Below are 24,423 nucleotides of genomic sequence, written 5' to 3'. Positions count from 1 at the left end.
CAAAAACTATTCCCGTTTGGTCATCAATTGCTCGGACGGGAATAGTTTTAAATGCTTAACTTAATGACATTGGGTTCTGACCCAGCTTCTTTTATCTATGAATTCTTGTCTTTTTATGATATTCCAAAAGCGACTATCACCCGTATACGTAAAGAACAAAGTGGTGAAATCAAGAACAAATTGTATTACAAGACGGTTCCTACTGATAAGTCGGTTGTGGCAGGTGTTGCTGAGATTGAAGAAGCGATAAAAGATAAGAAGTCACAACCCCGTTTCATCATTGTGACCAACTTTGTGGACTTTGCAGCCAAGGACACCAAGACAAGTGATACCTTGCAGATTCCTTTTAGGGACTTACCAACCTATGCTGACTTCTTTTTGGCGTGGAATGGCGTCGAGAAGGTAGACTATGCCAAGGAAAATCCTGCGGATATAAAAGCTGCGGAACGATTCACACGTTTGTATGATGAATTAAAGAAAATCAATCATTTTGATGACCGAAGTCAAGAGGAAAAAGAGTTTAACCTGTTTCTGATTCGACTTCTCTTTCTGTTATTTGCTGAAGATACAGAAATCATGAAAAAAGGTATTTTTACCAATGCCATTAAAACTCGCTCGCGAGAAGATGGCAGTGATTTGAATACTCTTTTTAATCAGATATTTGCTAGCTTAGATATTGCTAATCGTATTAGCCAAGAAAGCTGGTTACAGGAATTTCCATATGTCAATGGAAAACTTTTTACAGATGCATCAACCAATCTAGTTTTTGATAAGAAAACAAGAAAATTAATCTTGGAAGCAGGCGAGCTCCTCAACTGGAATGAAATCAATCCAGATATTTTGGGAGCTATGATTCAGACGGTTGCTAGTAGTGAACACCGTTCAAGCTCTGGTATGCACTATACTTCGGTTGAAAACATTATGAAAGTTATTAAACCGCTCTTTCTTGATGAACTGACAGCCAATTTTCAGGCTATCGTAGATAAAATCAATGAGAACGAAGACAAGGACATAACCGAGAGAACCAGGCGAGAGAATAGGGCGGCTTACGAGAAAGAAGTGTCCACACTTCACGAACGCCTATCCAAGATAAAATTCTTTGACCCGGCCTGTGGATCAGGGAATTTCCTTATTATCACCTATAAAGAGCTTCGTCGTTTGGAAATTCAGATTTTGAAAACTCTCCGTCATCTAAGAAATGACCACAGCATTAACTTCTTTGAGGAATCAAAAATCTCTCTTCATCAATTTTATGGCATTGAGCTAGATGACTTTGCTCACGAAGTAGCCCGCCTTTCCCTCTGGATAGCTGAGCACCAAATGAATGTGGAAACGGAAAAAGAAATCTCAATAAAACAAGCCTTTCTCCCTCTGCGTGATGCTGGAAACATCACTCAAGGAAATGCCCTGAGACTTGACTGGGATAAAGTTGTCCCTCACACACCGACTGATGAAATCTACCTGATAGGAAATCCTCCTTATATTGGGGCAGTAGGAAAAAAAGGACAAAGTTTAGAACAAAAAGAAGACCTTCGGAACAGTATTTCTCCAATAATTGCTAAGAAAATTGATTATATACTTGGATGGTTTGTAAAGGGGAGTCGATTTATTGAGGGAAAAAATGCTAGTTTATCATTTGTAACAACCAACTCCATTTTTCAAGGAGAGCAGGTAGCTTTCTTTTCTACCCACATTTTAGCTAATCTAGAAATTCGTTTTGCCTATCCATCATTTAAATGGTCAAATAGTGCAAAAGGAAATGCAGGGGTTACAGTTGCTATTGTAGGACTACAAAATCCAACCTCTTCTCCGAAATATTTGTATGAAAATGGTTCATTAATTGAAGTTCCGAAGATTAATGCGTATTTAAGAACGGGTGAAGATTATAGAATTCAGAAAAGAAGACAGACACTTAGTAAATTACCTAATACAATGACGAAGGGGAGTGCTGAACTAGGAAAAGATAATCTTTTCTTATCGATTGATGAACGGCATAAAATGTTATTGGAATATCCAAATGCGGATAAATTTTTGAAAAAAATAATCAATGCTACGGATTTGATGAATGGTACTTTTTCCTACGCTATCTGGATTGAGGATCATCAAGTTGATGAAGCTAAAAGTATACCTGAGATTGCTTCAAGAATTGAGGCAGTTCGTCAGGTTAGGACAATGACAAAGGGAGTTAGTGCAAAATCTGTTGCCGAAACCCCATGGAGATTTGGTCAAATAAAGCATAAAGAACTACCAGCACTCGTTCTACCTGTAACTTCATCTGAAAGCAGGGAATATTTACCGGTAGATTATCTTGAAGCAGGCATTATCACAACAAACTCAAATTGTGTGTTATTTGATGCTCCTATTTGGCTAGTTGGGGTTCTTGGCTCAAAAATGCATCTGTGCTGGTTAAGAGAAGTTGGTGGCAAATTAGATAGCCGATTTAGGTATTCCGCAGATTTAGTTTATAATACGTTTCCAATACCTGAATTATCAGAAAGGCGTAAAGCAATGCTAGAGGAAGCAGTTCTGGAAATGTTTGATGTCCGAGAGGAAGAAGGTGGAACCTTGGCCCAACTGTACGGTGGAGCTAATAAACCGATGAATGCTCGATTGAAGGAAGCACATCTTAAAATTGATGAAATTGTTGAAAGAGCCTATAAGTCAACACCATTTACAAGTGATGAAGAGCGTACAAATCATCTCATAAAGTTATATAAGGAGATGACGGAATGCCAAGACTAAGCAATGATATTTTACTATCTTTGAGTTATGCGATTGGAGATGTATTCACCGCTCAGCAAATCAAGCGTCATTTTTCAGACTATTGTATAAAATACGATTTGGAAAAGGACTTGTTGCAGAAGAAGAATTTCGAAAGTAAATCCGATTATTGTCGGAGACTCTTTTCCTGCTTTGATGGTGTTGAACAAGCAGGTTTAATTGCTTATTTAGCTGAACAAGATGAACGATTAAAACAGCTAGAGGTGGTACAAAAATCTTTATATCGCTTGGCTGATTCCTATGGTGCTGTGACTTTAACAGTAGAAGAACGGAAACAGACTACAGAAATAGAACGTTTGTTATCTGATTTTCCAGAATGTTTGGAGCTATGGAAAAAATCCCAAAGTCACTACCAGTCCTTTCAATACCGAGAGAGTCTTGATAATGCAAGATTATGTGTGGAGTTGTTTTTGAAATTTTTATTAGGCAACAACAAGTCTCTGGAAAAACAAAGGGCAGATTTAGGACGTTGGTTAGGCGAAAGAAACGTACCAAATGAGATTGAGAATATGGTTTGGGACAGTATTGCGAAGTATTCTAGAGTCCAAAATGAACACATTAAGCATGATGTCCCGACAGAATTATCAGTAAATGAAGTTATTTTTGTACTTGACCAAACCTACTCTATTCTCAAATATTTAGCAAGAACAAATATAAAGGAGTAATCATGAGCCAGCTTTTTGAAGTGACCTATGGTCAGAAGAAAACCAGCGTCAATACCAATGAATTGGGCATGCGTGAGATGCAGGCGCGTGTCTATGAAAAGAGAAACAGCCCCTACCTCTTGGTCAAGGCCCCGCCAGCCTCAGGCAAGTCTAGGGCATTGATGTTTGTTGCCTTGGATAAGCTGAAACGGCAGGGCTTGAAAAAGGCGATCATAGCCGTACCAGAAAAGTCCATCGGTAAGTCATTTCGTTCGACCAAGCTTTCGGACTTTGGCTATTACTGGGATTGGATCGTCAAAGAGGAAAACAACCTGACCACATCAGGTACCGCCAAAAGCAAGGTAGAAAAATTTATCAACTTCATCAAGTCTACAGATGAATCGGATGATGTCCTGATTGCAACCCATGCCACACTTCGCTTTGCTTCTGAGCAACTAGATGCCAGTGATTTTGATGGTTGTTTGCTTGCTATTGATGAATTTCATCATGTCTCCCAGGATGATAATTCTGTCTTGGGTAATGCCCTGCGGGAAGTCTTGCAAAAATCAACAGCCCATGTCTTTGCCATGACAGGCTCCTATTTCCGTGGAGATAGTGTGCCCATCTTGGACCCAGCGGATGAGGCACGTTTTGAGCGCGTGACCTATACCTACTATGAACAGTTGGAGGGCTATCAATACCTTAAATCCTTTGTCATGAACTACAAGTTTTACCGTGGTCGCTACACGGATGCCTTTCCAGACTTATTGCCTGAGTTTATCGACAAGAAAACCATTATTCATATTCCAAATGTTAATTCAGGGGAGTCTTCAAAGGATAAGTATGGTGAAGTCGATGAGATTTTAGATTGTCTAGGGGACTACCTGCATAAAGATGAGTATGGGATTATTCATCTGCGTTCTAAGACAGGTAAGATCTTGAAGATTGCGGACTTGGTGACTGAGGACGGTCGTGATTTAGTCAGCAATTATCTGGCGAAAATGGACAGCGAAGATGAGCTAGACATGATTATCGCTCTTGGGATGGCTAAGGAAGGTTTCGACTGGCCATTTGCAGAATATGCTCTGACTATCGGCTACCGTTCTTCGCTGACAGAGATTGTCCAGATTATCGGACGGGTCACAAGGGACAGCTCAAACAAGACCAGAGCTCAATTTACCAATCTAATTGCAGAACCAGATGCCGAAGATGAGGAAGTCCAATTCTCTGTAAATAACATCATGAAAGCTATTACTGCTAGCTTGTTGATGGAAAATGTCCTCTCTCCATCTTTCAAGTTTAAGCGAAAGGAAAATGACAGCCAGAAAGCTAACGGAGCTGAGATATTTATCAAGGGTCTAGCCAAGCCATCAACGGAACGTACCCAAAAAATCATTGAGCAAGATATAACTGACTTAAAGGCCTCTGTCTTGCAAGATGATGTGGTACAGGCAGCTATTTCTGCAGGAGCTGAGAGCAAGCTCATTACCAAACAGTTGATTCCAAGAGTGATTGCGACTCGTTATCCAGACCTGACACAGACAGAGGTTGAAGAGGTTCGTCAGCATTTAGTCGCTGATTTGACCTTATCCAATGCTAAAAAAGACAGCGAAAATAATAAGCTTTTAAAAATGGCGGATAAATTTATCAATATTGACGACTTAAGTATAGATTTGATTGATAGTGTCAATCCATTTCAAAGTGCTTATGAGGTATTGTCTAGAGATGTGGATAGTAGAACCTTGAGCCTGATTGCACGGGTATTTGATGCCAAAAAAGTAGATTTTACAACTGACGAGTTGCGCATGCTTTATCCACAGATTAAGGCTTTTCAGGCTGAGCATGGTTGTTCACCAAGACGAAATTCCTCAGATTTAGAGGAAGAACGACTTTACTTTGCCTTAGCTAAACTTGACGAACTCCGTCGTGAAAGGGATAATCAATGATAGAAAATTTTGCAACCTTAGAAGATATTTTTGCGGATGAAGCCTTTGAAAGCTTGGTTGCTGGGATTCGTGTTGTCAAAGTTGAAAGATTACACCCAGAAATAGAGAAATTTATGGAAATCTGTCAATGGGTTAAGGAACATGGTCGAGAGCCCCAAAGAAGTACTCAAATCAAAGAACGACAATTATTCAGTAGACTGAAGGCTATTCGTGCAGATGAGGGGAGAAGAGCTCAAGTTAGCGCCTATGATGAACTGGATTTGTTAGGAGATAGACATGATAGATGACTTAGATGATATTTTAAATGATGAGGCCTTGTTTGAAAATTTCGAAACAGATAGGACCTTATTTAGCACTAAACGCTATCAGGGAACAGTTAGAGCTAGGAGTAAATCTAGTAGTCGTCAACGTGTTCAAACTGGCTTTGACACCTATCAGAAATTATTTACACAGGTTCATGCTGATATTGCTAGTGGAAAACTTCAGATTAAATCTATCGAAGAAACCAGTCAAGGAAACCGTATTAGTCAGAAAAATCCAATTAAACAAGGGAATTTCTATGTTGATAATGGCATTATGCTGTATGTTGTCAAAATTTATGACCCTCAGACAAATGTGGAAGTTGGCCAGTCAACAAATCGTAAGTACAAGGTGCATATTGTATATGAAAATGGAACGGAAAACCATGTTTGGCTCTTGAGTTTGATTTCTTCCTTGTACGATAAAAAGCGTTCGGGCAGATTGGTAACTGAATCCTTAGATACTATTTCTATGCTAGGAGAAGAAACCACCCAATATCACACAACAGGCTACATTTATGTTGTCAAATATGCTGGAGCAGATAATCGATTTTTAGAATTGGACAATCTCTACAAGATTGGAGTAGCGACAGACATCAAAAAAAGGCTTTCAAATAGCCAAAACGAAGCGACATACCTGTATGCTCCAGTCCATCTGGTAGCCAGTTATGAGATCCAGAATGTTTCTGCTAACAAGTTAGAAAAATATTTACACGACGCTTTTAGCGACAAGCGCGTCCAACTGGAGACTATTTCCCCAATCGGAAAAAAAGTTTCCGTTACTGAATGGTTTGTGGTAGAATTAGAACAAATTGAACAAAAAATAAATGAGCTTTTTAAGCTACTAAATCTATGACAGATTATCAGCTAAACAAGTAAATCAGGGGAGAAATATATGGGTGCATTTCTATTTTTTACATTTGCGATTTGTTATCTGGTGGGCATTATCGCCATAGCGATAGCTTTTACATTTTTTCGTAGGAAGTAGAAGGACGGACAGATGGACAAACTTGTTATTTGGTTTTTGATTTTGCTCTGGGCCTCACCTGTAATCATTGTCGCATTGGCAGGTGGTTTTGTCATTTTAAACCTATTGTTTGGCAGAAAGAAATAATGATATTGAAACATTGCAAAAGAATGTGACCTATCGTAAAATGGTAGTATATTTCAGATATACAGGAAGGGGTTGCTATGCCTTACCGTAAAATAACATCAAGAGATCGGTCTTTTATCAAAGGGCAGACGGACCGCTTGCTGAATCAGATGAATAGCAGTACGGAATATTTGGCGACTGTCCAGACCTATGAGGCGGTCAAGGCCCGCATGAACCAAGCCTATCTGGCAATGGAACTGGAAGACGACCCAGAGAAAAAGGTACGACTGGCAAAATTGGTGGAAACCTATACTGCACAAGCCCAGGCTATATTGGACGAGTGGGAGGAGAAGAACAGACATGCAGAGAAAGCGGCAAGAGATTTCAAGTTGATCTTGTGGCTGACCGTACTGTTCACCCTTAGCTTTGTTTTTCCAGTCAATATCATTCTAGTCATTCTTTTTGCCGTCTGGTTTTATCGAAATTACCTTCGTTCTAGTAAATCCGACCGAGTGACTAAGACCGCCGCTAATAGCCAGTCTTTGACAGAAGAGGAAAGGTATGAAGAATGGCTGACAGAAAAGATTGTCACTCTTAACAAGGACAAGCGGGAGTGGACCGAGGGAATAATCGCAAAATATGACAGCTTAGATGACATAGCAGCAGGTATCGGTGAAATGGATGAGATAGATAAAGTGGCTGGTAAGAACCTTCTACGACGCTATCAGGACATTTTAGCAGATATTGAAAAACTGCCAGATTCTGACCAGAAAACCTATTATTTGGATTTTCATCGGGAAATCATTGCCGGCTTGCGAAATCTATTTGAACAACTCCATTTTGGATAAGAAAAACCGGTAACAGTACAAGGCTGTTGCCGGTTTTGTTATTCGTCTATGGAAAAGACCAGGACCATGATTTGTATAAAGGTAAAGCCCAGGATGAAGGGCAGGGCAGCCCAGGAAACGACTTCGATCATTTCACTGACAACCAGGCTTGGTCTAGTAAAGATGTCCCATGAATTGAGCCGTGCATAGCGTCCGATGTGAATGGCAAAGCTGGATAGCAGGGAAAGGCCGCCAATCAGAAACAACCTGAACCAGTAGGACTTGATAGAAAAGGCAGAGAAAATCAGTCGCAGGCTCTCCACGCCAGTCATGACCCCAAAGAAAATACTTGGGACATAGAGCATGAAAAGAATCATGCTTTCCCGTTGCCAGAGGACTGTGTTGGCGAAATGCATATGGACGATGTCCGTCACCATGTAAAAGGTATTGGGGTAGAAAAAGAGCCAGAGAAGGCCAGCAATGATTTTGAGGATATTAGATTTTGTGTGGTTGGTGAGGATAGCAAAATCAAGTGCTATCAAAGCCAAGAACATATTCCAAGTCAAGTCAGGTGCTGTGACACCATAACGCTTTAGACCGGCAGCGATGATAAGGAAAAAGAGATGGATAAAAATATTTTTCTTTGTAAACATGGCAAACCTCTTTCAATGAAATATAAATGCTAGTATATCACATTCTCATGGAAAATAGGTATTTGATATCGAACTGTTAGGACTTGTTTAAGCTTGGATTAAAAAAAGAAACAGCAACCTGTTTCTTTAGAGTTTATTCATCCGCTGCAAAAACCAGCACCATAATTTGTAGGAGGGTAAATCCGAGAATAAAGGGGAAGGTTTCCCAAGATACTGCAGAGAGCATGCTAGTAAAGACTGTCACAGGTCGGATAAAAATATCCCATGACCGAATATTGGCATAGCGTCCGATGTAAATGGCATAGCTAGAGAAAAGAGCTAGACTACCGATGATTAAAAGGCGTAGACCGTAAACGTTAATATTGTATCCCTTAAAAATTGCCTCTAAACTTTCCACACCGCCCATAATTCCAAATAGAATGCTAGGGATGTAGAGCATGAAAAAGGAGTAGGCTACTAGACTCCCATAAGGCAGCATTGGCAAACTGAATATTGACTAATTCGGTCAGTACATAAAAGGTATTTGGATAGAAGAAGAGCCAGAAAGGGGGAATAAGTAACTTGCTTGCAAAGTGACTGTTCTGACGAACAAGGTTGGCGAAGTCAAGGGCAATCAAAGCCCAAAACATATTCCATATGAGTTCAGTATTTTGAACATCGTTCAGAAGCATTCCGACGCAAATAGCAATAAAAAATAAATGTATTAAGAGATTTTTAGGTGAGAACATAGACAACCCCATTCTTTTTCACAACTCCTTCTAGTACACCAAATGTGAGATGGATTGTGGATTGGAAGTCGCTTTGTGATTTAGCTGAAAATATGATAAAATAGGATGTTGTCAATAACAGGGTTTCATTTGCTCTGAATTTGAAAGGAAAAAAAGCATGACAAAAACACCGTTTTATATCACCACACCGATTTATTACCCGTCTGGAAAACTTCACATCGGTTCAGCCTACACGACCATTGCCTGCGATGTCTTGGCTCGTTATAAACGCCTTATGGGGCATGAGGTTTTCTATCTGACAGGGCTTGATGAGCACGGCCAGAAGATTGAGGAGAAGGCTAAAGAAGCAGGTCTGACACCTCAGGCCTACGTTGACGGCATGGCGGTTGGCGTTAAGGAGCTCTGGAACTTACTAGACATCTCGTACGACAAGTTCATCCGCACGACCGACGCTTACCACGAGGAAGTGGTGGCGGCTGTTTTTGAAAAATTGCTGGCGCAGGACGACATATACTTGGGAGAGTATTCTGGTTGGTATTCCGTATCGGATGAGGAATTCTTCACCGAGAGCCAATTAGCAGAGGTCTTCCGAGATGAAAACGGCAAGGTAACAGGTGGTATCGCTCCGAGCGGCCACGAGGTTGCCTGGGTTTCAGAAGAGTCCTATTTCCTCCGCCTCAGCAAGTATCAAGATAAATTGGTTGAGTTCTTCAATGCTCACCCAGACTTTATCCAGCCGGACGGTCGTCTCAATGAAATCATGAAAAACTTCATCGAGCCAGGCTTGGAAGATTTGGCAGTATCTCGGACATCATTTACTTGGGGTGTGCCTGTACCGTCCAATCCAAAACACGTTGTCTATGTCTGGATTGATGCCCTGCTCAACTACGCAACTGCCTTGGGCTATGGTCAGGAAGAAACAGCCAACTACGACAAGTTCTGGAATGGAACAGTTTACCACATGGTTGGCAAGGACATTCTTCGCTTCCACTCCATTTACTGGCCAATCATGCTCATGATGTTGGATATGAAGCTGCCAGACCGCTTGGTCGCTCATGGCTGGTTTGTCATGAAAGACGGCAAGATGTCTAAGTCTAAGGGCAATGTGGTCTATCCAGAAATGTTGGTTGAGCGTTTCGGCTTGGATCCACTTCGTTACTACCTCATGCGTAGTCTGCCAGTTGGCTCTGACGGAACCTTCACACCAGAAGATTATGTTGGTCGTATCAACTACGAACTGGCCAACGACCTTGGAAACTTGCTCAACCGAACGGTTGCTATGATTAACAAGTATTTCGGTGGTCAGGTACCGACTTTTGTTGCCAACGTGACAGATTTTGATGCGGACTTGGCGGCAGTAGTGGCTGAAAACTTAGCAAGCTACCACAAGTATATGGAAGCTGTTGACTATCCACGCGCTCTGGAAGCGGTCTGGACTATCATCTCCCGTACCAACAAGTACATCGATGAAACAGCTCCGTGGGTCTTGGCAAAAGAAGAAGCTGACCGTGACAAGTTGGCAGCGGTCATGGCTCACTTGACAGCAGGTCTTCGTGTGGTGGCGCACCTCATTCAACCATTTATGATGACGACGTCTAATGCTATTATGGAACAACTTGGTTTGGGAACAGAATTTGACCTTGAAAATCTTGACTTTGCAGGTCTTCCAGCAGGTTTGACTGTGGTTGCAAAAGGCACGCCTATCTTCCCACGTCTGGATATGGAAGAGGAAATCGCCTATATCCAAGCCCAAATGGGTGGTAGCTCTGCTATTTCCCAAGAGGAAGAAAAAGAGTGGAACCCAGCTGACGTAGAACTCAAAAACGAAAAAGCTGCGATCAAGTTCGAGGACTTCGACAAGGTGGAAATCCGCGTGGCTGAAGTCAAAGAAGTAGCCAAAGTAGAGGGTTCTGACAAGTTGCTCCAATTCCGCCTGGACGCAGGTGACGGACAAGACCGCCAAATCTTGTCTGGTATCGCCAAGTACTATCCAAATGAGCAAGAGTTGGTCGGCAAGAAAGTCCAAATCGTTGCCAACCTCAAGCCACGTAAGATGATGAGCTTGCTCAGCCAGGGCATGATCCTCTCAGCCGAACATGGTGACAATTTAACACTTTTGACAGTAGATCCATCTGTGCCAAACGGCAGTCAGATTGGGTAAAAAAGGACAAACACTCAGTGAATCTGGGTGTTTTTTTGCGAACTAATAAAGAAAGGAGGTTCTATGTTAGTTGCACTTGATGAAGATGGGCAAGTTTTTAATGTTTTGGAAAATTCTGCGCCGCAAGGTTGCTTTTGCTGTCCAGGTTGTGGAGGACTGGTCCGATACAAATCCGGTAAAGTTCTGCGTTCGCATTTTGCCCATGTCACCCTGCGGGACTGCCACTATTTTTCCGAGAATGAGTCCGCCCAGCACCTGTCCCTCAAGTCCAGTCTGTATAAGTGGTTACAGGGTCAGGAAGAAGTAGAGTTAGAGGCCTATCTTCCTGCAATCAAGCAGGTGGCAGATCTCTTGGTCAATCAGCAACTTGCCCTGGAAGTCCAGTGTTCTAGCCTGTCTATTTCACGCTTGCAGGAACGGACTATGGCCTACCAACAAGCAGGTATAGCTGTTCTGTGGCTTCTGGGAAAGGATCTCTGGCTTGGAGAACGGCTGACCAATCTCCACAAACAATTTCTGTATTTTAGTATGAATATGGGTTTTCATCTCTGGGAATTGGATGACGAGAAAAAAGAATTGCGTCTTCGTTACCTTATTCATGAAGACTTACGAGGTAAGGTCCACTGTCTGACCAAGGCCTTTCCCTTTGGTCAAGGGAATTTACTAGATATTTTACGGCTTCCCTTTGCTAAGCAAGCCTTGTCCTATTTTACTTGTTCGGTTGATCAGGATTTGCTGGACTATGTTGCCAAGCAACTCTATTACCGAGTACCCAAGTGGATGAGCTTGCAGGCGGAGGCCTACCAGCAAGGGAAAAACTTGCTCAGTCAGTCCTTGGATGACTTCTATCCCCAAATCCGTCTGCCCCGCTCTGCCATTGGCTTTGCCCAAATCAAACAAGACCTGACACCGATTTACCAAGCATTTGATCAGTTTTACGACAAAGCAAAAGATAAGAGAAAACAAATCTTGTATCCACCTATAATGTATAGACAACTTGTGTAAATAATGATATAATAAAAGAAAAGGTTTACAAGGAGGTTCGTGGTATGAAATTCAGTCGTTTTACCTTAGTAAGTGCTTCTTTGCTACTATTGTTTAGCTTATCGGCCTGTGCTGTAAGGTATGAGGAGGGGCAAACCACCACAGCCTCCAGTCAGCAAGTGCAAACAATCAATGAGAAAGAGGCTCAAAAGTTTACAACCCAACATAGTCAGAAAGTAGCATCTAAAGAAGTAGGAGATGACGGAGGAACACTCATTGTCTTTGAAGATGGTACGGAATACCTTTTCACTGATGAATATTATATGCTTTCCTATCCAAGTAGTTGTAAGGTGACCTATTTTGACGAAAGTGGTGATTATACTGTAGCGACTGACAAATACGAAAGTGAGGAGAAGGCAAGTGAGGCTACGGGACAGATTGGACAGTATTTTGTGGCTAGTGGCTACTCTATCGCTTTTGCAAATGATGGCACCCTCCTCATTGATTTACAAGGAAATTTCACTCACCAGTATGATGGTAAAGAGAAAAAAGGAAATGTTAAAGAGGCAGAAGGGAGTAGTTACGTCGATAGCTTGTTAAACCAATATGGCATCCCTAACCTTGCCTTTTATGACAGTTTTGTCAAAGAAGCAGTAGCAGATGCCAAGACCTACTTTACTGCTGATGAGTAACTTGTAAGCCCTCACTTTCCGTTGGAAAGTGGGGCATTTTTATGTTAGAATATTTTTTACGGAGGATTTATTATGTCTAAACAACGTTACGAAATTGAAGAAAAATACCAGTGGGATTTGACCACTATTTTCCCAACCGATGAAGCCTGGGAAGCAGAACTTGCTGATTTACAAGCTGAAACTGAAAAAACAAAAGAATTTGCAGGTCACTTGCTAGACTCAGCTAAGAGCCTTTTGGAAATCAGCGAAACGCAACTCGATCTCATGCGCCGCATTGAAAAACTCTATGTCTATGCGTCTATGAAGAACGACCAAGATACTCGCGAAGGAAAATATCAGGAATTTCAAGCTAAGGCCATGGGTTTGTATGCTGCCTTTTCACAGGCTTTTGCCTTCTATGAGCCTGAATTTATGGCCATTACTGAAGAGCAGTTGGAGGCCTTTAAGGCAGAAGAGCCTACTCTTGTTCAATACAGCCACCAATTTGAAAAGCTTCTAGCAGCCAAGGACCATGTCCTGTCACAAGAGGTAGAAGAAGTCCTTGCGGCGACCAGCGAGATATTCGAATCACCTGCTGAAACCTTCTCAGTCTTGGACAATGCCAGTCTGCGTTTCCCAGAAATCGCAGATGAAGACGGTCACTTGGTGCCACTTTCACACGGAAACTACATCCACTTTATGGAGTCTAAAAACCGTGAAGTCCGTCAAGAAGCCTATGAAGCTATGTACGGTACCTACGAGCAGTTCCAGCATACATACGCTAAGACCCTTCAGTCTAATGTCAAAGTCAATAACCTGAAAGCTCGTTTACGGAAGTACGACTCAGCTCGTCACGCATCACTTGCAGCTAATTTCATTCCAGAATCCGTTTACGATACATTAGTGGCGGCAGTCAACAAGCACCTTCCGCTCTTGCACCGTTATATCAATTTGCGTAAGAAACTCTTGGGTATTGATGATTTGAAGATGTACGATATGTACACTCCATTGTCAGATTTCAGTACCAAGATTTCATACGAAGATGCTCTAAAAAAATGCCAAGAAACCTTGAAAATCTTTGGCGAAGATTACTCTGCTATCGTAAAAGAAGCCTTCGAAAACCGCTGGATTGATGTCCATGTTAATGAAGGAAAACGCTCAGGAGCATATTCAGGAGGTGCCTACGATACCAACGCTTTCATGCTTCTCAATTGGCAGGATAATTTGGATAATATGTACACCCTTATCCATGAAACAGGACATTCTCTTCACTCTATGTTGACTCGTAAGACTCAACCCTATGTCTATGGTCATTATTCCCTCTTCTTGGCAGAAATTGCTTCAACAACCAATGAAAATCTTTTGACAGAAAAACTCTTGGCAGAAGTAGAAGATGATAAGGAACGTTTTGCGATTCTTAACCATTACCTAGATGGTTTCCGTGGTACAGTCTTCCGCCAGACACAATTTGCCGAGTTTGAACAAGCTATTTACAAGGCAGACCAGGAAGGTCAAGTCTTGACGGCTGATTTCCTCAATGAATTGTACGGTCAGACAAACGAGAAATACTACGGACTTTCTGCCGAAGAAAATCCAGAAATCCAGTTTGAGTGGGCTCGTATTCCACACTTCTATTACAATTTCTATGTCTATCAATATGCGACAGGTTTCGCGGCAGCATCAGCTCTAGCAAACAAGATTGTCAACGGCAGTCCAGAAGACAAAGAAAACTATCTCAACTACCTCAAAGCAGGTAGCTCAGATTATTCCCTCAATGTCATTGCCAAAGCAGGTGTAGACATGACCAAGGAAGATTACCTCAATGATGCCTTCAAGGTATTTGAAGCTCGTTTGGAAGAATTAGAAGCTCTCGTTGAGAAAGGTGTGCACCTCTAATATGATTTCCTATAAACGTTCGATTGTCATTCCCAGTGTGATTAGCCTTGTTTTAATCTTGCTGGGTCTTGGTGGTTTTACCAGACCTGAGCCATCTATGGGAAGTGTCGTCTATTTGATATTTTTACAACCTTTGCTGGTTTATTTATATATATTGAGAAAACAAAAGGCTGTTTTTATCTTGACAAAACAGTACCTAGAATTTCAAGAACACTTTTGGAGTGAACGCCAGCGCCATTCGTTAGAAGAGATTGCGGAGATTCGATACATGGTTTCTCCAGTCTATCGTGGCTATCAGTCGAAACGTTTGCGAATCGTAGGAAATAAGGGAGCGCTACTTGCAGTCGTCAATTTGAATAAGCTTGATGGTGCAGATTTTAATGATATTTACCATTTTGTAGAGCAAGTAGCACCGCATATAAGATGGGATTTTTCAAATTCATAATGGAGGGATTATGTTAACGGAAGAACAACTACTGGACATTTTTGAACTGGCAGACCTCATGTCAAATGGTGACAGGGAGCTATTTCTTCAACTTAGGGATGTGGTTTTTGCAAGTGATCCGAATCAGATTCTAGACTCTATTGAACGCATCCTAGAACCAGATTCATTTGATGATTTCTTGGACCGTGTTGGGGAGTCTGAAAAGGAAAATCTTTGGTTAATCTTGATAAAATTACTAGAGCATTTTAATTATATTTGTGTGCGTGATTATAAGGATAATCTTGAAGATTTTATCTACTTTTTTGACCGTCTTCATCAAGTCCGCAATGCAGGGATTTCTCTCAAATTGGATTCAGATGGATTAAATCCAGCGGCCTCTATTTCAGAATGGGCAAGAGTCGTTGATAGCAAATATCTTGATGAAAACTTTTGTCTAGGGGCAGTAGATACGGACACGGATAGTTACTATCTCTTTTTCAGTAAGCAAGCGACTTTTGTTCGACTTCAAGAACTAGCTAGAAATTTAGGGTATCGAATTGATTACGCCAAAAATATGTAAAGAAAAGGTGGGGAAACCTACCTTTTAGCCACGCCAAACGCATGAAGAAAATTTCGTTTTCAGAAAGCGAAAATCATAACCAAAGATCAATCAAAGTAGTACACTAGAATAGAGGTGAACTACAATGATTGATTTTCTTTTATCCATAGAGGAGCACAAAGAAGAGTATGATAGCCGTCAAGCATGGAAAATCCGCTATCCCTTATCTACTATTCTCTTTCTAGTTTTCGCTTGTCAGTTGGCAGGGATTGAAACGTGGAAAGAGATGGAAGATTTCATAGAAATGAACGAATCTGTCTTGGGAGAATACGTTGACTTGAGTGTTGGTTGTCCCTCTCATGACACTTTGGAACGTGTTGTGAGTATGGTCAATCCAGATTTCTTGAAGGAACTGAAACTGTCCTTTGAAGTCTCTTCTGAAGCAACTGATTTTTCCAAATTGATTGCTGTTGACGGAAAAATGATTCGGGGGAATCGAGGAAAACACCAATCTCCCACTCATATTGTTACTGCATATGATGGAGGTAATCGGTTTAGTCTTGGACAGGTCGCTGTTGAGGATAAAAGCAATGAAATCACAGCCATTCCTCGCCTCTTGCGTCAGCTGGACCTTCGTAAGAGTGTCGTTACGATTGATGCTATGGGTACCCAGACAGATATCGTAGATGTGATTATTAGCGGTAAGGGTGATTATTGCTTGGCAGTCAAAGGAAATCAAGGCAATCTCCATGAGGATATTGACCTCTATTTTAGTGATGCCAAATTGTTATCTAAGTTGACAGAGAAAGGCTGTCATTATCAGACCATTGAAAAGGCACGCAGTCAGATTGAGGTGAGGGACTACTGGATTTCTCACGATGTGAAATGGTTGAGTCAACGACATCCGAAATGGAAAAAACTTCGCGGAATTGGTATGGCTAAGAATACCATTGATAAAGACGGTATCATTACGGAAGAAGTTCGATACTTTATCCTCAGTTTCAAGGGTGATGTGCAAACTTTTTCTCAGGTTGTTCGCGGTCATTGGTCGGTTGAGAGCCTACATTGGTTGTTAGATGTGGTTTACCGAGAAGATAAGAACCAAACATTAGATAAACGAGCTGCTTTCAATCTGAACGTTATTCGTAAGGTCTGTCTTCATCTCTTGCAACTGATGATCTTCCCTAAGGAGGAGTTGAGTTACCGTCGCAAACAACGCTATATTTCTGTCCATTTGGAGGATTATTTGCCACAATTATTTGGACATCGAGGATAAGGTGCTTGTATAAAGGTAGATACTAAGTTTAAAGCAGTTATTTCCGCGGACAAAAGGAGAGAAGAAATTTTTCATGCGTATGGCGTGCCTTTTAGCGTGTTGAGGAAGAAAATCTTGTCGGCTTATGATATAATGGATTCTATGGTCGAATCATATAGTAAAAACGCAAATCACAATATGCGCCGTCCGGTTGTCAAGGAAGAAATTGTGGATTTTATGCGAACACGTCAGGCGCAAAATACAGGGTTTTTGAAAGAACTGGAAGAGTTTGCTCATCAAGAAAACATTCCAGTTATCCCTCACGAAACGGTAGCTTATTTCCGCTTGCTGATGCAGACACTCCAACCTAAACGGATTTTAGAAATTGGAACTGCTGTTGGCTTTTCTGCGTTACTGATGGCTGAAAATAGTCCGAATTCGAAGATTACAACGATTGATCGAAATGAAGAAATGATTGGCTTTGCAAAGGAAAACTTTGCCAAATATGATCAGCGCCAGCAGATTGAATTGCTGGAAGGGGAAGCCATGGACATTCTTCCGACTTTACCAGATGACGTATATGATTTTGTTTTCATGGATTCTGCTAAATCAAAATATATTGTATTTTTACCAGAAGTCTTGAAAAAGGTCAAAGTAGGCGGTCTAATCATTTTGGATGACATCTTCCAAGGAGGAGATGTTGCCAAAGACATCAAGGATGTCAGAAGAGGGCAGCGTACTATTTATAAGGGATTGCAACGTTTATTCGATGCGACTTTGGATAATCCAGATGTGACTGCTAGTCTAGTTTCCATGAGTGACGGTCTCCTTATGTTGAGGAAAAATAGGGAAAATGTTGACTTAAAACTTACAGAAATTTAAGAAGTTTTTAAGCTTTTGTGTTATAATAAAAGAGTTAAACAAATTTGAGGAGTTTTTTAATGAGAACAAAAAAAATTATGGCAGGTGCAGTAACCTTGCTTGCAACAGTTACTTTAGCAGCTTGTTCCAATGCAGCTGATAAAGATATCATTACGATGAAAGGCAATACGATTACTGTGTCTGAGTTTTATGAGAAGGTAAAAACAAACTCTCAAGCTCAACAAGTTCTATTGTCAATGATTATTAGTAATGTATTTGAAGACCAGTATGGTGACAAAGTGACTGCAAAAGAAGTCGATGAGGCTTATGACAAAATGGCAGAGCAATATGGTGATTCATTTGCAACAGCTCTTTCTTCAGCTGGCTTGACTCAAGAAACTTACAAAGAACAAATCCGTACTAATAAATTAGTTGAGTATGCTGTAAAACAGGCTGCTGAAAAGGAATTGACTGATGAGAACTACAAGGTAGCTTATGATGCCTATACCCCAGAAGTAACAGCACGTGTCATCAAATTGACAGACGAAGCTAAGGCAAATGAAGTTTTAGCGGCAGCACAAGCTGAAGGTGCAGATTTTGCTCAATTGGCGAAAGACAATTCTACGGATACTGCTACAAAAGACAATGGAGGCGAAGTACAATTCGATTCAACTTCAACAACTGTTCCTACAGAAGTTCAAAACGCGGTCTTTGCTTTGGATGCAGGCCAAGTAGGGGCATCCGTTATTTCAGTAGTAGATATGACAACTTATACAACTAGCTACTATGTTGTAAAATTAGAAGCGAAGTCAGAAAAATCTGCCAACTGGGAAGACTATAAAGATAAGTTGAAAGAGATTATTTTGGCGCAAAAGCAAAGTGATTCAACATTTGTTGCGACTGTGCTGAAAGAAGCGCTCCAAAAAGCAAACGTTAAGGTTAAAGACAGTGCTTTCCAAAATCTTCTTTCACAATATGTGACAACAGAAGAAAGCAGTTCTTCATCAACGGAAAGTTCTTCTTCTACAACAGAATCTTCTAGTTCTTCAGGTCAATAATTGACGTTTTACTTATTAAGAATAGATACTTGATTACTTAGTTCAGAAAATTGGCGGTTGTTGCGAGCCATCTAGGCCAAGTATCTTGCTACTTAATAGAACAATTGAATATGAGAACCTGTATTCATAGTTTAGTACTTCTATCTAAGTCTAGTTTTTCAGCTACTCATCGTTAGTTTTTTTCAAAATACAGTCGTATTACCTTAAAAACTGCTTTGATTAGCGAAATGCTATCTCTTATATACGAGTGCTTCACTTGTGAGCATAGGTTATGAAATGAGAATGACAAGTCATTGAATGAAGGTGGTACCGCGGTTTTTCGCCCTTCGTTTGGTTTCTTGTTATTTTTTTGGAGGTTATCATGAAGCAATTTCAAGTGAAACAGCGCTTTACCTTTGGTGGTGAAAAATTTGATATTCGTGATAGTTTTGGGGATCTTGCTTATCAAGTGGAGGGCTCTTTCCTCGAAATTCCAAAACGATTTATCGTGACCAATTCCAGAGGTGGGGAAGTTTGTCAGATTACTAAGAAGTTTTTGACCTTCCTGCCCCAGTTTACCATTGATATGGCAGATGGTCATTCTTTCTACTTGCAAAAGGAATTTACCTTTTTCAAGGACCGTTATACTGTGGAAAATCTAGGTTTAATCTTAGACGGAAATATCTGGGATTTGGATTTTCGCTTGAAAAGACCAGATGGTATGCTCGTAGCTGAAATCTCCAAAGAACTCTTTCATTTAACTTCTCATTACTCCGTTACTGTATTGGAGGACTCCTATGCAGATTTGGTCATTTCCTTGGTGGTCGCAATTGACTACATCGAAATGATGGAAGATGCATAGACTTAACCTTAACATAAAATTTTTAAAAAATGGTTTAGTTGGCTAGCTTGCTAAATTGAACCAGCCTAATAAAAACGAAAGGAAAGGGCATCGAGTTTATTCTGAAATGAACTCGGGCTACGGACTTTGTCAAAAAGAGAACCCCTTCCTAGACGCAAGCGTCTTAGTCAGGTTTCCTATTTTGACGGTGTCCGCTTAACGCCCTTAGTATCTTAGTTGAACTCGGTCTACGGACTTTCCCCTAAATTATCAAATATGAAAGGAAATGTTTAATTTAACTGTTTCGTTAAATTGAACCCGCCCGGAAGGCTCGGAAAAAAGATAAACTGCCTAGGAAATCAAGATTTCCTGTCAGTTTCCTATTTTTCAGTCGCCTTCTAATCGGGCTTGGTATCTTAGTTTATGAAAAATTTATCTTCTGCTCAAATTCGTCAAATGTGGTTGGATTTCTGGAAATCAAAGGGTCACTCTGTTGAGCCTTCAGCAAATCTTGTCCCAGTAAACGATCCAACTCTTTTATGGATCAACTCTGGTGTGGCAACTCTAAAAAAATACTTCGATGGCTCTGTCATTCCAGATAACCCACGGATTACAAATGCCCAAAAATCCATCCGTACCAACGATATTGAAAACGTTGGTAAGACAGCTCGCCACCACACCATGTTTGAAATGCTTGGTAACTTCTCTATTGGTGATTATTTCCGTGATGAAGCGATTGAGTGGGGCTTTGAGCTCTTGACAAGCCCTGAATGGTTTGCTTTTCCAAAAGACAAGCTCTACATGACTTACTATCCAGATGATGTGGATTCATATAATCGTTGGATTGCTCTTGGTGTTGAGCCAAGCCACTTGATTCCGCTTGAAGATAACTTCTGGGAAATCGGTGCAGGTCCTTCTGGTCCAGATACGGAAATTTTCTTCGACCGTGGTACTGACTTTGACCCTGAAAACATTGGTATCCGTCTCTTGGAAGAAGATATTGAAAATGACCGTTACATCGAGATTTGGAATATCGTATTGTCCCAGTTCAACGCAGACCCAGCTGTTCCGCGTTCTGAGTACAAGGAATTGCCAAACAAAAACATCGATACGGGCGCAGGTTTGGAGCGTTTGGCAGCTATTTTCCAAGGGGCTAAGACCAACTTTGAAACGGATCTCTTCTTGCCAATCATTCGTGAAGTAGAAAAGATTTCTGGTAAGACCTATGACCAAGATGGCGACAACATGAGCTTCAAGGTTATTGCAGACCATATCCGTGCCCTTTCTTTTGCTATTGGTGACGGTGCCCTTCCAGGAAATGAGGGCCGTGGTTATGTCCTTCGCCGTCTTCTCCGTCGTGCTTCTATGCATGGCCAACGTTTAGGCATTACAGAGCCATTCTTGTACAAATTGGTGGAGACAGTTGGCAATATCATGGAAAGCTACTATCCAGAAGTGCTTGAAAAACGTGCCTTCATTGAGAAGATTGTTAAGAGTGAAGAAGAGTCATTTGCTCGTACTATCCATACAGGTTCACAATTTGCTGAGCAATTGATGGATAAATTGGCAGCAGAAGGTAAGTCTGAGATTGATGGTCGTGACATTTTCAAACTCTATGATACCTATGGTTTCCAAGTAGAATTGACAGAAGAATTGGCTGAGCATCGTGGTATGACCCTTGACATTGCTGGCTTTGAAGCGGCTATGAAAGAGCAACAAGACCGTGCACGTGCCTCAGTTGTCAAAGGTGGTTCAATGGGTATGCAAAATGAAACCCTGGCTGCTATCACAGAAGAGTCGACCTTTGTTTACGGCCAAACAGCTCTTGAAGCAAGCTTATCTGTCATTGTGGCTGATAATGCGCGTACAGAAGCAGTCTCAGAAGGTCAAGCCCTCCTTGTCTTTGACCAAACACCATTCTATGCAGAAATGGGTGGTCAGGTTGCAGACCATGGTTTTGTGAAAAATGCTGCTGGAGACATTGTTGCGACTGTCATCGATGTGCAGAAAGCACCAAATGGTCAACCATTGCACACAGTTGAACTGTCCGCAAGCATTTCAGTTGGTCAAACCTACACACTTGAAATCGAAACAAAACGCCGTAAGGGTGTTGAGAAGAACCACACAGCAACTCACTTGCTCCATGCAGCTCTTCACAATATTATCGGCGAGCATGCAACACAGGCTGGTTCCTTGAACGAGCAAGACTTCCTCCGCTTTGACTTTACGCATTTTGAGACAGTTACTGCGGAAGAACTTCGTCGTATTGAAGAAGAAGTCAATGAGCAAATTTGGAATGCCATTCCAGTTGTGACGGTTGAAACCGATATTGACACAGCTAAGGAAATGGGTGCTATGGCCCTCTTCGGTGAAAAATACGGTAAAGAAGTCCGCGTTGTTACTATCGGTGACTATTCTGTCGAGCTCTGTGGTGGTACCCATGTAAGCAACACCGCTGAAATCGGTATCTTCAAGATTTTGAAAGAAGAAGGTATCGGTTCAGGTACTCGCCGTATCGTTGCGGTAACAGGCCGTGAAGCCTTCCTTGCCTACCGTGACCAAGAAGATGCCCTTAAAGAAGTAGCGGTAACCATCAAGTCACCACAGATCAAGGAAGTGCCAAACAAGGTTGAAAGTCTTGCACAACAAGTCCGTGACCTGCAAAAAGAAAATGCAGCTCTGAAAGAAAAAGCAGCGGCAGCTGCTGCTGGTGATGTCTTCAAAGAGGTCAAGGATGCTAACGGCATTCGCTACATTGCTAGCCAAGTCCAAGTTTCAGATGCAGGTGCCCTCCGTACCTTCGCTGACAACTGGAAGCAGAAAGACTACTCTGATGTCTTGGTGTTGGTTGCGGCCATCGGCGACAAGGTCAATGTCCTTGTGGCAAGCAAGTCAAGCGATGTTCATGCAGGTAACCTCATCAAAGTCCTTGCGCCAATCGTAGCAGGTCGTGGTGGTGGTAAGCCAGACATGGCCATGGCAGGTGGTAGCGATGCTTCTGCTATCCAAACCCTCTTGAACAGCGTTGCTGAAAACTTATAATATAGTCAGTGTATATCCCTTTGTTAAAGCAACTAGCAAGGGGATATCTTTCTATTCTAAAATGAGGAGTATGTATGGAACACATCAAAGATATTTGGCAAGAGTTGTATGATCGGGCAAAAGTCCACTATGCGCCACATTATGTTTCACCTTTTATTTATTCAAACCATGTTGTTGCTGCAATTGAGGCAGAAGATGGACAAATTTACACCGGTTATTGCTTTGAGGCAACAGCAGGTGTATTTCATCTTTGTGCAGAGAGAGCTGCTGCCTTTAATATGTTTCAGGATAGTGGTCAAACAGCGATAAAACGCATTATTGCTTTTCGAGATCAAGCTCCCTTTGGAGAAGGTTCAGGAATGCCTTGTGGAGCTTGTCGTGAATTTTTGATGCAACTGTCAGCTGATAATGCACAGACAGAAATCATGCTTGATTTTGACAAACGAGAAACCATCACATTAGGTGAACTCATGCCTTACTGGTGGGGTGAAGAAAGAATGCAGGCTGGTGTGGATCACTTGGAATAACAAATGAACTCTTTTATCCTTTGGGTAGAAGAGTTTTTTGGTATAATACAAATATCTGCATTTAAACAATTTATTGAATGTTATTTTAGATGAATGATGTTTTGTTGAAAAGGAAGGAAGTTATGGGGAAATGTTTGGTCATAGGCTCAACAGTTTGTGATGTAATGATTTATTTAGACGCTTTACCTGGCCGACAGGGTGATGCGCACATAAAAAAACAAGTCATGTCTCTTGGAGGTTGTGCCTTCAATGTAGTCAATATTCTCCACCATCTCGGAGTGGATTATGATTTTATTTCACCGGTTGGTACAGGAATATATGGTACATTTGTGAAAGATAATCTCTATAAACTGGGCATTCAAACGCTGATTTCTTTAGATGGAGCAAATGGTTGTTGTTACTGTTTTGTGGAATCAGATGGAGAACGGACATTTCTGTCAGATCACGGTGTGGAATATTCGTTTGATCCCGCTTGGTTAGACGGCTATGATCTATCTCAGTATGATTATGTTTATATTTGTGGTTTAGAAGTAGAAGAAGATACGGGACAAGCCTTAGTTGACTGGTTGAAAACATGCGGTAGGCCAGTCGTCTTCGCTCCTGGACCACGAGGAAATCTCATTCCTGAAAAACGAATGGCAGAGCTGTTAGAGTTATCTCCTATTTTACATTTAAATGAGCAAGAGGCATTGAGCCTTTCTCAAGAAACAGATATTAAAACAGCGATTCGTGTATTATATGGAAAAACCAAGCAACTGCTTATTGTGACAAGAGGTTCAGATGGAGCCGTTGCTTTTGACGGAGTTTGGAACGAGGCACCGAGTGTACCCACAGAAATTGTAGATACTGTCGGTGCAGGTGATAGTCATGTGGGGGCAATGATGGCAGCTTTAGCCACGGAAAAATCGGTTATTGATTCTCTTTCATTCGCAAATCGAGTTGCTAGTCAAGTTGTCGCCACACAGGGTGTTCATTTACCAAGTCACATGTATGAAGAGTTGAGGAGTCAGTTGAACAGTCTGTAATAAAATACTTCCCCAAAATATAGTAAAGACCTCAAAAGGTCTTTTTTTCTGACCAATATTCACTACATTTTGACAATGTTCATAAACTTTTTGACAAAAAGGTAAATTCTCAAAGTAAGTTCTAGTTCCCGTCCTTCCAGAAGTTACTTTGAGAAAACTGCACAACATC

The 24,423-nt window shown here is 41.3% G+C and carries 23 protein-coding genes; 19 read left to right on the top strand and 4 right to left on the bottom strand.

Features of this window, described 5'->3' with window-relative positions; all coding sequences use genetic code 11:
* The first annotated feature begins 51 nt into the window (after nucleotides 1–51).
* Genes SST111_RS03210 through SST111_RS03190 form a run of 5 tightly spaced genes read left to right on the top strand, consistent with a single transcriptional unit; the run spans nucleotide 52 to nucleotide 6,526 of the window.
* Nucleotides 52–2,742, top strand: a complete 2,691-nt coding sequence (locus SST111_RS03210; RefSeq protein ID WP_099810009.1) for a class I SAM-dependent DNA methyltransferase — start codon at nucleotides 52–54, stop codon at nucleotides 2,740–2,742.
* Nucleotides 2,730–3,446, top strand: a complete 717-nt coding sequence (locus SST111_RS03205) for a hypothetical protein (protein WP_099810008.1) — start codon at nucleotides 2,730–2,732, stop codon at nucleotides 3,444–3,446. Before SST111_RS03210 ends, SST111_RS03205 begins: the two co-directional genes overlap by 13 nt.
* A gap of 2 nt (nucleotides 3,447–3,448) precedes the next feature.
* Nucleotides 3,449–5,371 (top strand): DEAD/DEAH box helicase, encoded by a 1,923-nt coding sequence (locus SST111_RS03200; protein ID WP_099810007.1) that lies wholly within the window; start codon nucleotides 3,449–3,451, stop codon nucleotides 5,369–5,371.
* Nucleotides 5,368–5,658, top strand: coding sequence for a hypothetical protein (locus tag SST111_RS03195; RefSeq protein WP_044759239.1), 291 nt, complete (start codon nucleotides 5,368–5,370; stop codon nucleotides 5,656–5,658). Before SST111_RS03200 ends, SST111_RS03195 begins: the two co-directional genes overlap by 4 nt.
* Nucleotides 5,648–6,526 carry a GIY-YIG nuclease family protein gene (locus SST111_RS03190; RefSeq protein WP_099810006.1) on the top strand — a complete coding sequence of 293 codons (879 nt, stop codon included), beginning with the start codon at nucleotides 5,648–5,650 and terminating at the stop codon, nucleotides 6,524–6,526. The genes SST111_RS03195 and SST111_RS03190 overlap by 11 nt, the downstream gene beginning before the upstream one ends.
* Nucleotides 6,527–6,600: 74 nt before the next feature.
* On the opposite strand, the gene SST111_RS12155 is transcribed toward SST111_RS03190, so the two are convergent.
* A complete protein-coding gene (locus SST111_RS12155; protein ID WP_154095404.1) occupies nucleotides 6,601–6,753 on the bottom strand; it encodes a hypothetical protein in 153 nt (50 codons plus the stop codon).
* A gap of 108 nt (nucleotides 6,754–6,861) precedes the next feature.
* On the opposite strand from SST111_RS12155, the gene SST111_RS03185 reads away from it, so the two are divergent.
* Entirely contained in the window at nucleotides 6,862–7,611 is a 750-nt protein-coding gene (locus tag SST111_RS03185) for a hypothetical protein (protein ID WP_099810005.1), read from the top strand.
* Nucleotides 7,612–7,649: 38 nt separating this feature from the next.
* On the opposite strand, the gene SST111_RS03180 is transcribed toward SST111_RS03185, so the two are convergent.
* From SST111_RS03180 to SST111_RS12360, 3 genes are all read right to left on the bottom strand, one after another.
* The gene (locus SST111_RS03180; RefSeq protein WP_099810004.1) at nucleotides 7,650–8,243 is read right to left on the bottom strand and encodes a DUF1361 domain-containing protein; all 594 of its coding nucleotides are present in this window, start codon (nucleotides 8,241–8,243) and stop codon (nucleotides 7,650–7,652) included.
* Nucleotides 8,244–8,376: 133 nt separating this feature from the next.
* A complete protein-coding gene (locus SST111_RS12365; protein ID WP_257211362.1) occupies nucleotides 8,377–8,682 on the bottom strand; it encodes a DUF1361 domain-containing protein in 306 nt (101 codons plus the stop codon).
* Nucleotides 8,666–8,914 (bottom strand): DUF1361 domain-containing protein, encoded by a 249-nt coding sequence (locus tag SST111_RS12360; protein WP_257211361.1) that lies wholly within the window; start codon nucleotides 8,912–8,914, stop codon nucleotides 8,666–8,668. Before SST111_RS12360 ends, SST111_RS12365 begins: the two co-directional genes overlap by 17 nt.
* A gap of 214 nt (nucleotides 8,915–9,128) precedes the next feature.
* On the opposite strand from SST111_RS12360, the gene metG reads away from it, so the two are divergent.
* The 13 genes from metG to SST111_RS03110 all read left to right on the top strand — a co-directional run bounded on the left by metG (nucleotide 9,129) and on the right by SST111_RS03110 (nucleotide 24,254).
* The gene (metG, locus tag SST111_RS03170) at nucleotides 9,129–11,132 is read left to right on the top strand and encodes a methionine--tRNA ligase (protein WP_099810003.1); all 2,004 of its coding nucleotides are present in this window, start codon (nucleotides 9,129–9,131) and stop codon (nucleotides 11,130–11,132) included.
* A gap of 63 nt (nucleotides 11,133–11,195) precedes the next feature.
* The gene (locus SST111_RS03165) at nucleotides 11,196–12,137 is read left to right on the top strand and encodes a competence protein CoiA (protein WP_099810002.1); all 942 of its coding nucleotides are present in this window, start codon (nucleotides 11,196–11,198) and stop codon (nucleotides 12,135–12,137) included.
* Nucleotides 12,138–12,181: 44 nt separating this feature from the next.
* Nucleotides 12,182–12,808, top strand: a complete 627-nt coding sequence (locus tag SST111_RS03160) for a hypothetical protein (protein WP_099810001.1) — start codon at nucleotides 12,182–12,184, stop codon at nucleotides 12,806–12,808.
* A 72-nt stretch (nucleotides 12,809–12,880) separates the two neighbouring features.
* A complete protein-coding gene (pepF, locus tag SST111_RS03155) occupies nucleotides 12,881–14,683 on the top strand; it encodes an oligoendopeptidase F (protein WP_099810000.1) in 1,803 nt (600 codons plus the stop codon).
* Between the two features lies 1 nt (nucleotide 14,684).
* Nucleotides 14,685–15,128: a hypothetical protein gene (locus tag SST111_RS03150; protein ID WP_099809999.1), complete on the top strand. Its 444-nt coding sequence runs from the start codon at nucleotides 14,685–14,687 to the stop codon at nucleotides 15,126–15,128.
* Between the two features lie 10 nt (nucleotides 15,129–15,138).
* Complete coding sequence (locus SST111_RS03145) at nucleotides 15,139–15,687, top strand: DUF6630 family protein (RefSeq protein WP_099809998.1); 549 nt, start codon at nucleotides 15,139–15,141, stop codon at nucleotides 15,685–15,687.
* Nucleotides 15,688–15,811: 124 nt separating this feature from the next.
* Nucleotides 15,812–16,942: an ISAs1 family transposase gene (locus SST111_RS03140; protein ID WP_099809997.1), complete on the top strand. Its 1,131-nt coding sequence runs from the start codon at nucleotides 15,812–15,814 to the stop codon at nucleotides 16,940–16,942.
* Between the two features lie 141 nt (nucleotides 16,943–17,083).
* Nucleotides 17,084–17,803: an O-methyltransferase gene (locus SST111_RS03135; RefSeq protein ID WP_099810010.1), complete on the top strand. Its 720-nt coding sequence runs from the start codon at nucleotides 17,084–17,086 to the stop codon at nucleotides 17,801–17,803.
* Between the two features lie 59 nt (nucleotides 17,804–17,862).
* Entirely contained in the window at nucleotides 17,863–18,840 is a 978-nt protein-coding gene (gene prsA, locus SST111_RS03130) for a peptidylprolyl isomerase PrsA (RefSeq protein ID WP_099809996.1), read from the top strand.
* A 361-nt stretch (nucleotides 18,841–19,201) separates the two neighbouring features.
* The gene (locus SST111_RS03125) at nucleotides 19,202–19,681 is read left to right on the top strand and encodes an LURP-one-related/scramblase family protein (RefSeq protein ID WP_099809995.1); all 480 of its coding nucleotides are present in this window, start codon (nucleotides 19,202–19,204) and stop codon (nucleotides 19,679–19,681) included.
* A gap of 402 nt (nucleotides 19,682–20,083) precedes the next feature.
* Nucleotides 20,084–22,702, top strand: coding sequence for an alanine--tRNA ligase (alaS, locus tag SST111_RS03120; protein ID WP_099809994.1), 2,619 nt, complete (start codon nucleotides 20,084–20,086; stop codon nucleotides 22,700–22,702).
* A gap of 74 nt (nucleotides 22,703–22,776) precedes the next feature.
* Nucleotides 22,777–23,229 (top strand): cytidine deaminase family protein, encoded by a 453-nt coding sequence (locus SST111_RS03115; RefSeq protein ID WP_099809993.1) that lies wholly within the window; start codon nucleotides 22,777–22,779, stop codon nucleotides 23,227–23,229.
* A gap of 122 nt (nucleotides 23,230–23,351) precedes the next feature.
* Nucleotides 23,352–24,254, top strand: coding sequence for a carbohydrate kinase family protein (locus SST111_RS03110; protein ID WP_099809992.1), 903 nt, complete (start codon nucleotides 23,352–23,354; stop codon nucleotides 24,252–24,254).
* Nucleotides 24,255–24,423 lie beyond the last annotated feature (169 nt).

The sequence above is a fragment of the Streptococcus suis YS161 genome (genome assembly GCF_002760245.1).
Classification (GTDB): Bacteria; Bacillota; Bacilli; order Lactobacillales; family Streptococcaceae; genus Streptococcus; species Streptococcus suis_I.
Note: the sequence above shows the minus strand (reverse complement) of the source record. Positions and strands in the feature narration are given on the sequence as shown.